Consider the following 12,783-nt stretch of genomic DNA (forward strand, 5'->3'; position numbering starts at 1 on the left):
ACAGAGCTTGGTTACAGAGAGCTGGAAAAACAACTGGGCATACACGCACCGGGAAAGTGAGTTACGCGTGTCATCGGTCGGACACGGCGTGCCAAGGGTGAAGACCCAAGGATGCTCGGAGGCTGGACGGGCTAGCATATAGGGGTGACTCGTCCCGACACTGAAACCAAACGTGCAGCCGAAGTTTCGGCGATGTTCGATGAGGTTTCCCCTCGCTATGACCTCATTAACGATGTGCTCACGGTTGGCAGTGACCGGCTCTGGCGCATCGCCGCGACGAAGGCTATCGGACCGCGCAAGGGAATGCGGATCCTTGACCTGGCCGCGGGCACTGGAACCTCGTCGGCCGCGCTTGCCGCACACGGTGCAGAGGTCGTGGCCGCAGATTTCTCCGAGGGTATGCTCGCAGAGGGGCGCAAGCGTCACGCTGGCAATCCACTGATTGAGTTTGTGTGGGCTGACGCAACTGATCTTCCCTTCGAGGACGACAGCTTCGATGCCGTCACAATTTCGTATGGGCTGCGCAACGTCAATGACCCAAAGAAGGCGCTTGCCGAGATGTACCGTGTGGTGAAGCCGGGCGGTCGTGTTGTGGTCGCGGAGTTTTCGACGCCGCCGTCATCGCTGATCCGCGCTCCCTACGGTGTCTACTCACGCCACGTTCTTCCCAGGATCGCGGGAGCCATTAACAAGAATGCTGCTGAAGCGTATCGCTACCTCAACGAGTCGATCGAAGCTTGGCCCGCTCAAGAAGAGCTTGCGGCATGGCTGCGCGATGCGGGATTCGAGCGTGTCGCCTATCGCAACCTGACCTTTGGTGTGGTCGCATTGCACCGTGGATTTGTGCCGCGTGAGGCACCGAAGCCTGTTGCGGCTGCGCCGGCTGCGAAACCAAAAACTGCCTCGAAGCCTAAGGCGGCGTCCGCGAAACCAAAGGCCGCAACCACAAAGCCCAAGTCCACCGCCGCAAAGCCAAAAGCAGCCACTGCGAAACCTGCTGCGGCAAAGCCCAAGACCACGAAACCAGATGCTGCAGCCAAGCCAGCCGCGCCCAAAGCAAAACCAGCACCCACGAAGCCGAGTGATGGAGAGAAGAAGTGAACCGTCACATCGCTGAGGACACCGCAACTCAGGCGCTCCCCATGAATCTTTTCAGAGGGGTGCAGGATCGTCGCCATGCGAAGGCGCTGCAGGCCGAACTTGAACTTGTTGAAGCTGGGCTGCTCGAAAACCTCACGTTTGCCTCGCCCGTTGCCGATGTTCCGGCGCGCTACCTGCTGAACGCCGGTGGCAAGCGCATCCGACCGATGCTGACACTTCTCGCGAGTGAGCTGGGTAATGGCCCGAACGAACTGGTGCGCCGCGCTGCGCAGGCCGTTGAAATTACCCACCTTGCTTCGCTGTACCACGACGACGTGATGGATGACGCGAAGCTGCGTCGTGGAGTCCCGGCCGCGCAGACCGTGTGGTCGAACTCGATCGCGATCCTCGCCGGAGATCTGCTGTTTGCTCGCGCCTCGACACTTGTCTCGGGCATGGGTGAAGAAGCCATCCTGCTGCAGGCGCGCACCTTTGAGCGGCTCTGTCTCGGGCAGCTGCACGAAACGGTTGGACCGCAGCCGGGTGATGAGCCGATCCCGCACTACCTGCAGGTGCTGGCTGACAAGACCGGTGCGTTGATCGCGTGCGCGGCGCGTATGGGGTCATGTTTGGTGAGGCACCAATCGAATATGCCGATCCTGTTATGGAATACGGCGAGCGGATCGGCGTGGCCTTCCAGCTCATTGACGATGTGATTGATCTTTCGCCTAAGAAGGAACAGACTGGCAAGCGGGCAGGCACCGATCTGCGTGCGGGCGTTGCCACCCTGCCGCTCTTGCTGCTTCGCGACAGCGCGGCCGCGGGCAACGGAGCGGATGCCGAGTTACTGGCGAGCATCGACGCGGGAGTCGACGCGATTGCCGCCGGCGCAGACCCTGCTTTGCTGGACCCCGAGGTGACAGCGCTGCGGGAGCACGATGTTACACGTGAAACTGAGGCGGCTGCTCGCCGCTGGGCTGAGGAAGCGGTTGGTGCGCTTGACGTGCTGCCAAAGTCATCCGTGAAGCGCGCGCTCGAGCGGATGGCAGAGTCCATAGTGACTCGCGAGGGCTAGCGTACACCGCTCAAGAATACGCAGAAATCAGTGACACTTCCCCACGGAGAATACCGCTTGTGGGAACGGAAGGAACAGTAATGAGCAAGATGCGACTCGCAATTGTAGGCGCGGGCCCGGCCGGTATCTACGCGGCTGATCTGCTGCTGAAGGCGGAGCGTGACTTTGAGGTTGAAATCGACCTGTTCGAGCAGCTTCCTGCCCCTACGGTCTCGTGCGCTATGGGGTTTCTCCTGACCACCCGCGCATCAAGGGCATCATCACCGCACTGCGCGACGTATTAGACAGTGGCCAGATTCGCTACTTCGGAAACGTGCGCTACGGCCAAGACATTACGCTCGCAGACCTGAAGACCCACTACCACGCGGTGATCTTTTCGACCGGTGCGATTCGTGATGCTGCGCTCACAATCCCCGGTATTGAAGCGGACGGATCCTACGGTGCCGCCGATTTCGTGAGCTGGTTCGACGGTCACCCTGACGTGCCGCGCACCTGGCCTCTCGAAGCGGCCGAGGTCGGCGTGATCGGCAACGGCAACGTTGCGCTCGACATCTCGCGCATGCTCATCAAACACGCCGACGATCTTCTGCCCACTGAGATCCCCGACAACGTCTACCAGGGTCTGAAAGCGAACCCGATCCAGGATCTGCACCTCTTCGGTCGCCGCGGCCCGAAGTACGTGAAGTTCACACCGCTCGAGCTGCGCGAGCTCGGCGAGGTGCGCGACGTCGACATGGTGCTCGACGAGCGCGACTTCGCCCACGACGACGCCTACGCCGACGAGACTCTTGCCAAGAACAAGCAGGTGCTGGTCATGACGCGGGTCATGGACAAGTGGCTGCAGGATCAGCGCGAGCGCGAGGAAAGTGGCAAGCACGCTTCGCGCCGTCTGCACATGCACTTCTGGTCGAAACCAATCGAGGTTGTGGTCGAAGACGGCCGAGTTGCCGGGCTCAAGATCGAGCGCACCGCGCCCGACGGCGACGGCGGTGTGATCGACACCGGTGAGTTCGAGGTTATTCCTATGCAGGCGCTTTACCGCGCGATCGGATACTTTGGATCACCGCTCGACGAGATCCCGTTTGATGAGACGGCGGGCGTGATCCCGAACAGTCAAGGTCGCGTGCTCGACCTTGAGGGTCATCAGATTCCAGGCGTGTACGCGACCGGCTGGATCAAGCGTGGCCCGGTTGGCCTGATTGGCCATACGAAGTCGGACGCGATGGAGACCCTCGAGTGCCTGCTTGAAGACCGTGCGCAGTGGTGGGAACCTGAAGCGACTGAGACCGATGCGATGCCCGCGCTGTTGCGCTCGCGCGAGGTGCCTTACACGACGATTGAGGGCTGGCATCGCCTTGACGCGCACGAGCTTGGTCTTGGCGAGGCTGAGGGGCGCACCCGCATTAAGGTGGTTCCGCGAGACGACATGACGAGGATCGCGCGCGGCGAGTAACCCGCAGGCCATCAACGCGGCGCCGCCGGCCCAGGCCCAGAGTGAGCCGGTGGTGGCGAGGATCAGTAGTACCCCGCCGGCTCCGGCCACGACACTGAGTGTTGCACGCTTGACGGAAATCGTGGTCGACGCGGCACCGGGTGCGGTCGGTCGACTCGCCTGAGTCGCCTGACTGCGCGAGGGCTTCTTCGGCCCGTGCTCGATCCTGCCCGCAACCGCGACGACCGCGGCAACCGCAACCCCGGACGCAATGAGCCACACGGGCCTGCTCAGCCACCACTCCGAGCTGAGCGGGATCGGCAGCGCCTCTCCAGCCACAAGTAGCACCCCGCGAGCAGCACAACGACCGGCATGTGCCAGGAGTAGATGGTCATCGCGTGGCCGTTCAGGGCATCTGAGAGGCGACGCACAGCGGGCTGTTCGGCCCATCCCGCAAGCTTCGGGCGCAGTGCCGCAAACAGTGCGAACTGCACGACTCCGAGCAGCGCGAGCGCCGCCGTGGGCGGGTTGAGCGCCTCGAACAGGTTTGCGGGGGAAGCTCCAAAAGCAATCAGGGCAATGATGCCCGCGACTGCGAGCCAGGTGGTGCGGCGGCTCGGGGTGCGACCGTCGGCCAGCCAGAACCCAAGCTGCTGAACCGCGAGCCACACGAACAACAGGTTTGCAAAACCGATGGCGTCGATGCCTGTTGCGAGGCGCAGGGCGTCAACGCTCGCGATCCCGAACCCCAGACCCAGGAGCGTGAGGCGCGGTGCCCGCTCGTGCAGCTTGACCATCAGTGGCACGAACGCCGAGCAGAGAATGTAGACGCCAAGGAACCAGAGGGGTTGGCTGATCCGCCACCCCGCCGTCGCGACGATGTCACCACCCGCCCCCGAGAGCGCCAGCCCAGACAATGCCAGCACGGTGGCCCGGCCGCAGCGAGTGGCGCCGGCAGTAGGCGGCACAGTCGAGTGGCCACGTACGCCGAGGGGGTGACGCCGCGTGCCCGAACCCGTCGATAGTGCGTGGCAGAGGCGAAGCCGCCGAGGATGAAGAACAGCGGCATCATCTGGGCGAACCACGAAAACTCCGTGAAACCAGACCATGATTCGAGGGCGTTCTCTAGCACCGGGATGCCACCCTGAACGCTCACCCCAACCATGAGCGCGTGCACCCCAACCACCGCGAGCAGGCAGGCCGCGCGCACGAGGTCGACGGAGCGCTCGCGGGTCGTGGTGCTGCGTGAAGCCGGAACAGAAACGGGGGCTGCGAGAGTCATGCGGGGGTCCTTCCATCAAGCATGGAAGAACCATCTCGCGCTGCAACACCTGTGCGCTTCACTCTGCGGAGCCAAATGCACCCCCTACTGGGGTGCTACCCGCTACTGTTCGGGCTTTACCAGCCCGGCGTCGTAGGCGAGAATGACAGCCTGCACCCGATCCCGTAGCTGCAGTTTCGAGAAGATGCGAGTGATGTGCGTCTTCACTGTCTGCTCGGCAATAAACAGCTCCGCGGCGATCTCTGCGTTCGACAGGCCACGACCAATTCCCACAAGAATCTCGTGTTCGCGCTCGGTGAGGTCGGCGAGCCGCAGCCGATGCCGGTCACTCGGTGGGCGGTGCGCGGCGAAGCGATCCAGCAGTCGACGGGTCACACTTGGCGCAAGCAGCGCTTCGCCCGCGGCAACAACGCGCACCGCCTGCACGAGATCCGCTGGAGGCGCATCCTTGAGCAGGAAGCCACTGGCACCTGCTGCGAGGGCGTCGTGCACATACTCATCAATATCGAAGGTCGTCAAGATGATGACCCGCGGGCGGTACTCGTAGCGCGGGGGAGGATCCATCAACTGTTTTGTTGCCTCAAGGCCGTTCATTTCGGGCATACGCACGTCCATCAGCACGATGTCGGGGCGCAGCTTGCGCGACAGCTCAACGGCGACCGCACCATCTTCCGCCTGCGCGACAACTTCAAAATCGGGCTGGGCGTCGAGGATCGCGGCGAAGCCCGCCCGCACCATCCCCTGGTCGTCGGCGATGAGGATCGAAACGGTCATGCTGTGGTTGCCTCCAGATTGAGAGGGATGATTGCGAGCACGGCAAAACCGCCGTCGGCGGTGGGTGCGGTGCTGAGTGCGCCGCCGAGGGCCGCCACTCGCTCTTGCATGCCGCGGATGCCGTGGCCGCTCGTGTCGATCTCGTGTGTGGTGACCTCTGAGGGTTTTGAGTTGCGAATCCCGATGAGTAGGCGACCACTCTGCCCCGGTGCGCTCTCGTAGTTGATCTCAACCTCAGCTTCGGTGCCGGGGGCGTGGCGCACGATGTTGCTGAGGGACTCCTGCACCACTCGGTAAATGGTGAGACCCATCACGGGGCTCATGCGCTGTCGTACGTCCTCGGGAAGATTATCGATCAGCACGGAGTCAAGCAGCGTCGAGCGCGCCCCCGCCACTAGATCAGGCAACTCGGCGAGCCCCGGCTGAGGTGCCTGTTCGGCGTCATCGTCTGCGCGAAGCACCCCGAGCAGCGCGCGCATTTCTGCGAGTGCGGTGCGTGCGGTCGCCGCGAGCTCGTCAAACTCGGCGGCCACCTCGATGCCGATATCGGGGTAGCGATAGGGTGCGCTCGCCGCCTGCACCTGAATCACCGACATGCCGTGCGCGACCACGTCGTGCATCTCGCGTGCGATGCGCGTGCGTTCTTCAACAATCTCGCGGCGCGCGAGCGCAACTTCAGACACCTCACGGGCTTCGCGTAGCTCACCGCGGGTCAGGATCGCGGTGCGCAGCACTACGCCGCCCAGCACCGCCGCGGCAGCGAGTGACAGGAACACTGTAATGTTCGCGACGATTGGGCCTGGCGGCATTGTGGCACCAACGTCTGTAGCCACGCTCGTTGATGCGATCGCAACGACCGCGCCCGCCACCGTTGCGGTGAGCCATCGGCCACGAGTGGTGCCGATCCCGAGGGTTACTACCATCGCGATGACGGACGTGACCGGGATCGGCCAGGGAGCCTCCGGTGGGATTGTGCTGCTGAGGGCGACCATGAGGGTGGTGGCCACCGTGGCGGTCAGGATACCCCAACGAGGATAGCGGTTGACCAGTACAATTCCAGCGACCTGCAAAGCCGAGAGTCCAAGGCTGTGGGCAACTGGAGAACTGTATACGGTGGCACCGAGCGTGGAGCTGACCGCAAACAGGGTGATGGCGACCGCCGACACCGCTACCCAGACCCACGGCACTTGCCGCAACTGCACCTTCATGCGGCAAGGGTATCGCGCGTGGCGTGTGTCTGCCCTGCTCCGCTCCCTCCCCCTCCGCCAGAACGTCCCAATTGCAGCAAACTCCATCGATTTATAGATGCGGCTGGGGGATTCTGGTTATTGACGGAGTTCTGGCACGGGGGCGCGAGATCGGGGCGAAACCGATCCTCGAAAACTCAAGCTTGCGCATCAGGGAAGCGTATAGATATGCTTACCCAGGTATCCCAACAGCCGGAAAGGAGTGGATCATGGCATCAATTAACTTGCCTCTACCAATCGCATTCACTCTTCCGGGCAGTGTCCTGCTCGGCAGCATTTAGGTACACAGCGACTATCTGTCGCTTCCTTCTGCCGAACTCTCGCGCTTAGTCGCCACCACACATCGACACTCGCGCCCGCGTGCGCACGCTCTATCAGGGATCATGACTTCTTCACACCTGGCCTCCGCGGCCCACAAAAATTCCAAACGCCAGCTGACCCTTAAGGCTCTCGCAAGGCTACTTCCGTTCGCCAAGCCCGCCCTGCCCCGTCTCATCGGCGGCCTGATTGTTGGCCTCGGCGCGGCCTTGGCAAGCCTCGCCATCCCACTCGTGCTGCAGTGGGTCATTGACGGCCCACTCAGCAGTGGCGACCGCTCACTCATCGTGTGGGCGACGCTCGCCGTGCTCGGCCTTGGCATCGCAGAGGCCGCGCTCGTCTACTTCAGGCGGGTGCTTGTACTCGCACCGGCGACCGAGGTCGAGTACGCGGTGCGTCAGAGCTTTACCGAGCGTCTGTTGCGCCTGCCCGTCGCGTTCCACGACCGCTGGCAGTCGGGCCAGCTGCTGAGCCGCATGATGCAAGACATCAGCATGATCCGGCGCTGGCTCGCGTTTGGTTCAATCTTGCTGCTCATCAACCTGGCCACGATTGTTGTTGGTACGGCGCTGCTGTTCCGCTGGCACTGGTCGCTCGGTGTGGTGTTTGTGGTGTGCTCGATCCCGATTTGGGTGGTGGGGTTCCGGTTCGAACAGCGCTACGGCACGCTGTCGCGCAGCAGCCAGGATCAGGCCGGCGACCTCGCTACCTCCGTTGAAGAGAGTGTGCACGGCATCAGGGTGTTGAAAGCATTCGGTCGTGGCAGCCACGCGCTCAATAAGTTCGTGAAGCAGGCCGAAACCCTGCGCGACACCGAACTCAAAAAGGGCTACGAGGTTGGCTTGCTGTGGTTCTGGTACGACCTGGTTCCGGTGCTCGCGCTGGGGCTGAGCCTGATCACCGGCATCTGGTTGGTGAGCCACAGCGAACTCACCGTGGGTGAGCTGTTTGCGTTTTTTGCGATGGCGACGGCACTGCGCTGGCCGATGGGGTCGCTCGGCTTCCTGTTCTCCTTCCTGATCGACACGCGCACGGCGACGGACCGTGTGTTTGAGGTGTTCGATTCACGGGTGGTCATTCGGGATCCCGCCGACCCCAAGACGATCGAAGACCCGAGTGGGGAACTCGCGTTTCGGGACGTGCACTTCCACTACCCGGACGCGCGTGACGGCGACACCGACATCATCAATGGTTTTGACCTTGTGGTGCGCCCGGGAGAGACGATGGCTCTGGTCGGTGTGACTGGCTCTGGCAAAACAACGCTGACGACACTTCCGACGCGGCTCTACGACGTCACCGCCGGCGCCGTCGAGATCGATGGAGTCGACGTGCGTCAGCTGCGCCTAGAGGAACTGCGCAGCCTCATCGGTGTCGCGTTCGAGGAGCCGGTGCTGTTTTCGTCGACCGTGCGCGAAAACGTGCTGCTCGGGCGCGACGACTTCGAACTGCACAGCGCCGAAGCGGACACGGTTCTGCGAGAGGCACTCGAAGTTGCCCAGGCGAGTTTTGTGTTTGACTTGCCCGACGGTCTCGATACCGCGGTTGGTGAGGAAGGGCTGAGCCTCTCCGGTGGACAACGGCAGCGCCTCGCCCTCGCGCGAGTGGTGGCGGCGAAACCCGCGATCCTCGTGCTTGATGATCCGCTTTCAGCGCTCGACGTCGACACGGAAGCTCTCGTCGAGGTGGCCCTAAGGCGGGTGCTCGCTAATACGACGGCGCTGATCGTTGCACACCGGCCCTCAACCGTCGCCCTGGCCGACCGCGTTGCGGTCATGCGTGAGGGTCGCATTGAAGCCGTCGGAACCCACGCGGAGTTGCTGCGCACGAGCGCGCACTACCGCCACCTGACCGTCAGTATTGCAACGGAGGACCGGCCATGAGCCCGGAAAGCGTGCGCGGCACGAGCGGCGAAGACCGCGAACACTACACGAAAGCGGAGAGTCGGGCGATCCGGCGCCGCTCACTGCACCTGCTTGGCTCGATCCTGAAGCCGCTGCGTAAGCTGATCCTGCTGACGGCCTTTGTGGTGGTGGCGTCGACCGGATTGCGAGTGATCGGACCGATGCTGATCGCGACGGGCATTGACGACGCGCTTCCGCGCGCAATCAACCAGGGCGATTGGGTACCAGCTGTTGGTATCACACTCGCGTTTCTGCTGTCGGGTGTCGTCGCAGCGGGCCTCGTCGGCTGGTACGTGGTGCTGATCGCCCGCCTCACCCAGGCAGTGATGCTCGAGATGCGCATGCGTATTTTTCGCCACACGCAGCGGCTCAGCCTCGAATTTCACGAGGGCTACACCTCTGGGCGTATCATCTCGCGCCAGACCAGCGACCTCGAGTCGATTCAGGAGCTGCTTGATGGCAGCCTGAACGAGCTGATCGACGCGGTGCTGATTGGCACCTTCACGGTGATCGCGCTCTGCCTGCTTGACTGGCAGAGTGGGCTGCTGCTGATCTGCATGGGAATCCCGCTCGCTATTTTGATGCGCTGGTTTGTGATCGAGTCGCAGAAGGGGTTTCGCGGTACCCGGGTCGCGAGCGCGCGCTTGATTGTGCAGTTTGTCGAGATGATGACCGGGATTCGCGCCGTGCAGGCATTCCGCACCGAACGACGCAATGCAAAAGCGTTTGCCGAGGTCTCTGACGAGTATCGTCGCACGAACCTGCGTGTGATTCGTTTGTACGGGGTGCTTGATCCTGGCCTGATTTTGCTTGCGAACGTAACGATCGCGGTTGTGCTTCTGTGGGGCGCCCTGCGCGTCAGCTCGGGCACTCTGGCGCTCGGGGTGCTACTGGCGGCTGTGCTGTACGTGCGCAACTTCTTTGGGCCGCTCGAAGAGGTCGCCATGTTTTTGAACTCGTATCAGTCGGCCGCCGCGGCACTCGAAAAAGTGTCGGGTGTGCTGGAGGAGGAACCGACGGTTCCGGATCCCGCGCAGCCCGTTGCGCTACCGCGCGCCCGGGGTTCGCTCGTGTTTGATCGTGTTGAGTTCGGCTACGGCGGCGGGCGCACGGTGCTGTCGGAGTGCTCGCTCGAATTGCCAGCCGGGCAGACGGTGGCGCTCGTTGGCACAACCGGTGCGGGCAAGTCGACGCTCGCGAAGCTGGTGGCGCGGTTCTACGATCCGACCTCGGGTGAGGTGCGGCTTGACGGTGTTGACCTGCGCTCGCTCGCCACCGAGGATCTGCGCCGGGCCATCGTGATGGTGACCCAGGAGGCGTACCTGTTCAGCGGCACCGTGGCGGAGAACATTGCGCTCGGAAAGCCCATCGCGACGGCTGCCGAGATTCGTGCGGCGGCCCGCACCGTTGGCGCCGAGGCGTTTATCGACGCGCTGCCAGACGGCTTCGACACCGACGTGAACAAGCGCGGGGGCAGAGTGTCGGCGGGGCAGCGCCAGCTGATCTCGTTTGCCAGGGCGTTTCTCGCGGATCCGGCCGTGCTGATCCTCGACGAGGCGACCGCTTCGCTCGACCTGCCCAGTGAGCGCCTGGTGCAGGAGGCGCTGCAGCGGCTGCTCGCTGATCGCACGGCGATTATCATCGCGCATCGCCTGTCGACGGTGGCGATCGCCGACCGCGTTCTCGTGATGGAGCACGGCCGTGTGATCGAGGATGGCACCCCGAGGCTCTGGTGGCGAGTGGCGGCCGTTTCGCGAAGCTGCACGCCGAGTGGCAGAGCACCCTGGCGGGTTAGTTCGTCGAGCCCTTGGTCATCTCGATCCGGGTCAGTTTGACATCGTGTATTTGGCTAAATACCGTCAGCCAAACTGACCCTGAGCGGTTGGCCCATCGCTATTGTTGTGTGCATGAGTGGCTGGCGTGAGGTGTACCTATGACCGACAGCTTTCGAGCTAACTTCGTACGGAAAATCGTCCGTGCCAATTATCGGGCTAACGACCCGCTTTACGGTGGAATCAATGACACAAACACGAGCGATGAAAGCGCAAAAAGCTACTTAAGGGCCAGCGCTGAGGGGCGAAGCAGATACATCTCTCGAAGAGTGACCTCCCTCATTTGGACTGGCCAGGGGGCACTCGTCCTGAGCCTTCTTACTTTCGCCGGGACAATGATGATCGTGGAGGGGAATCAGATCACGGGCGGCGTGGTGGGAGATCTCATCTTTACTCTCATTTGCGCTCTGGTTGGGTTCGGATTCTTTTGGTCCGTGCTGAAGACGCAATCCCAGCTTCGGTGGATGGTGCGCAACTGGAACGCGGCAACGCTTGAGACAGCGAAAACAGGGTGGTTGAAGGAAAAGCGTCGACGACTCGGGAAGTTGGCTTCCGATTGGGAAGCACCCGATGTTGAAACAGCGAGGGCCGACGCTTTCGTCCTATTTGATATCGCCCGAGTGTGGTTCTGGAGTCAGTTCGTTCGTGTATACATCAAGGCCGACTACCGGATAGGTGACAGCCTTATCGTCGGGCAGAGCGTGGGAGGAATCATCAAGTGGCATCCCGCAGAGTACGTCACCATTGGCAAGGCGGGCCGGATCATGATGATCGTCTCAACTCTCATGCCCCTGGGTCTAGGGCTTGCACTGCTCAACGTTTCTCGCGTGACAAAGCTCTCGGGTGTCATGGAAGACCCCGTGGGCTTTTACGCGTGGGCCGTGATGACTATTCTCAGCGGATGGTTCGTCCTCGGCTCGCAGGCATTTCTCCGATGGATGCTCCGTAACTGGAACACGAAAATGTAAGACGGCTAGCGGAGCCGGGCCACCAACTCCGTCAAAATCTCGGTAGTGCCGCCCTCTAGGCGCACGTCGGCGCGGGTATCGGCGGCGGTCGGGCCTCGGTTGATGACGGCGACCGGGATCCCGCGCCGCTCAGCACGGTGCACGAGTCGCACGCCGGTGTTCACAGCGAGAGAGGTACCGACGAGGATCAGCGCGCTGGCCCCATTGAGGAGTACCTCGGCGGCGGCGAAAACCTTCGTTGGCACGGTCTCGCCGAAGTAGACGACGTCGGGTCGCAGCATCCCGCCGCACACCGGGCAGACTGGCACCTCGACCGAGTCGATCTCGTCGACCGCCGCGTCACCGTCGGGAGCGATCTGCGCCCCCGCGTGCCGCTCGGCGTAGCCCGGGTTGAGGGCGTCGAACCAGCCCAGCACCTCGTCGCGGTTACCCCGGAAATCGCAGTTCGTGCAGCGAATCGTGCCGCCACTGCCGTGCAGTTCGACAACGGTGCGGGATCCTGCGCGCCGGTGCAGGCCATCCACATTTTGGGTGATGACCCCGTTGCTGCGCCCCGCTGCTTCGAGGTGCGCGAGGGCGATGTGCCCTGCGTTGGGCTTGACGCTTGAAAACCGGGAAGACCCAACGCGCGCCCCCGCCCAGAAGCGGCGGCGGTACTGCGGATCCATTGTGAACTGCGAGATGCTCATGGGGTTGCGGGGTGGGGATCCCTCACCTCGATAGTCCGGGATACCGGAGTCGGTGCTGATCCCTGCGCCCGTGAGTACCGCGACAGGGCCGGCCTCGAACAGTGAGGCGAGTTCAGTGATGCTGTGGCCCATTGTGTGGTCTCCTCTTTAGCTGCACATGATGCAACGTTAGACGACGAAATAGC

8 protein-coding genes and 3 pseudogenes are annotated in these 12,783 nt (G+C 62.8%); 6 read left to right on the top strand and 5 right to left on the bottom strand.

Annotation, left to right across the window (positions count from 1 at the left end):
* The first annotated feature begins 144 nt into the window (after positions 1 to 144).
* The 3 genes and pseudogenes from ubiE (at position 145) to G7066_RS02490 (ending at position 3,608) form a co-directional block, all read left to right on the top strand.
* Entirely contained in the window at positions 145 to 1,101 is a 957-nt protein-coding gene (gene ubiE, locus G7066_RS02480) for a bifunctional demethylmenaquinone methyltransferase/2-methoxy-6-polyprenyl-1,4-benzoquinol methylase UbiE (RefSeq protein WP_166328784.1), read from the top strand.
* A 41-nt stretch (positions 1,102 to 1,142) separates the two neighbouring features.
* A pseudogene (locus G7066_RS02485) lies at positions 1,143 to 2,155 on the top strand (polyprenyl synthetase family protein).
* Positions 2,156 to 2,235: 80 nt separating this feature from the next.
* Positions 2,236 to 3,608: pseudogene (locus tag G7066_RS02490) on the top strand (ferredoxin--NADP reductase domain-containing protein).
* A gap of 269 nt (positions 3,609 to 3,877) precedes the next feature.
* Here G7066_RS02490 and G7066_RS16800 read toward each other — a convergent pair.
* The 4 genes from G7066_RS16800 to G7066_RS02510 all read right to left on the bottom strand — a co-directional run bounded on the left by G7066_RS16800 (position 3,878) and on the right by G7066_RS02510 (position 6,851).
* A complete protein-coding gene (locus G7066_RS16800) occupies positions 3,878 to 4,495 on the bottom strand; it encodes an acyltransferase family protein (RefSeq protein ID WP_341873903.1) in 618 nt (205 codons plus the stop codon).
* On the bottom strand, positions 4,384 to 4,869 hold the full coding sequence (locus G7066_RS16805; RefSeq protein ID WP_166328786.1) for an acyltransferase family protein: 486 nt from the start codon (positions 4,867 to 4,869) through the stop codon (positions 4,384 to 4,386). Before G7066_RS16805 ends, G7066_RS16800 begins: the two co-directional genes overlap by 112 nt.
* Positions 4,870 to 4,971: 102 nt before the next feature.
* A complete protein-coding gene (locus G7066_RS02505; RefSeq protein ID WP_166328788.1) occupies positions 4,972 to 5,643 on the bottom strand; it encodes a response regulator in 672 nt (223 codons plus the stop codon).
* The gene (locus G7066_RS02510) at positions 5,640 to 6,851 is read right to left on the bottom strand and encodes a sensor histidine kinase (protein ID WP_166328790.1); all 1,212 of its coding nucleotides are present in this window, start codon (positions 6,849 to 6,851) and stop codon (positions 5,640 to 5,642) included. Before G7066_RS02510 ends, G7066_RS02505 begins: the two co-directional genes overlap by 4 nt.
* 422 nt (positions 6,852 to 7,273) lie before the next feature.
* On the opposite strand from G7066_RS02510, the gene G7066_RS02515 reads away from it, so the two are divergent.
* The 3 genes and pseudogenes from G7066_RS02515 to G7066_RS02525 all read left to right on the top strand — a co-directional run bounded on the left by G7066_RS02515 (position 7,274) and on the right by G7066_RS02525 (position 11,909).
* Positions 7,274 to 9,088 carry an ABC transporter ATP-binding protein gene (locus G7066_RS02515; RefSeq protein WP_166328792.1) on the top strand — a complete coding sequence of 605 codons (1,815 nt, stop codon included), beginning with the start codon at positions 7,274 to 7,276 and terminating at the stop codon, positions 9,086 to 9,088.
* Positions 9,085 to 10,904, top strand: a pseudogene (locus tag G7066_RS02520) (ABC transporter ATP-binding protein). The gene G7066_RS02515 and the pseudogene G7066_RS02520 overlap by 4 nt, the downstream one beginning before the upstream one ends.
* Positions 10,905 to 11,285: 381 nt before the next feature.
* Positions 11,286 to 11,909 (top strand): hypothetical protein, encoded by a 624-nt coding sequence (locus G7066_RS02525; RefSeq protein WP_166328794.1) that lies wholly within the window; start codon positions 11,286 to 11,288, stop codon positions 11,907 to 11,909.
* A gap of 5 nt (positions 11,910 to 11,914) precedes the next feature.
* Here G7066_RS02525 and G7066_RS02530 read toward each other — a convergent pair whose 3' ends face one another.
* Positions 11,915 to 12,730: a Sir2 family NAD-dependent protein deacetylase gene (locus tag G7066_RS02530; RefSeq protein ID WP_166328796.1), complete on the bottom strand. Its 816-nt coding sequence runs from the start codon at positions 12,728 to 12,730 to the stop codon at positions 11,915 to 11,917.
* Between the last annotated feature and the right edge of the window lie 53 nt (positions 12,731 to 12,783).

Origin of the sequence: Leucobacter coleopterorum (genome assembly GCF_011382985.1) — a bacterium.
Taxonomy (GTDB): domain Bacteria; phylum Actinomycetota; class Actinomycetes; order Actinomycetales; family Microbacteriaceae; genus Leucobacter; species Leucobacter coleopterorum.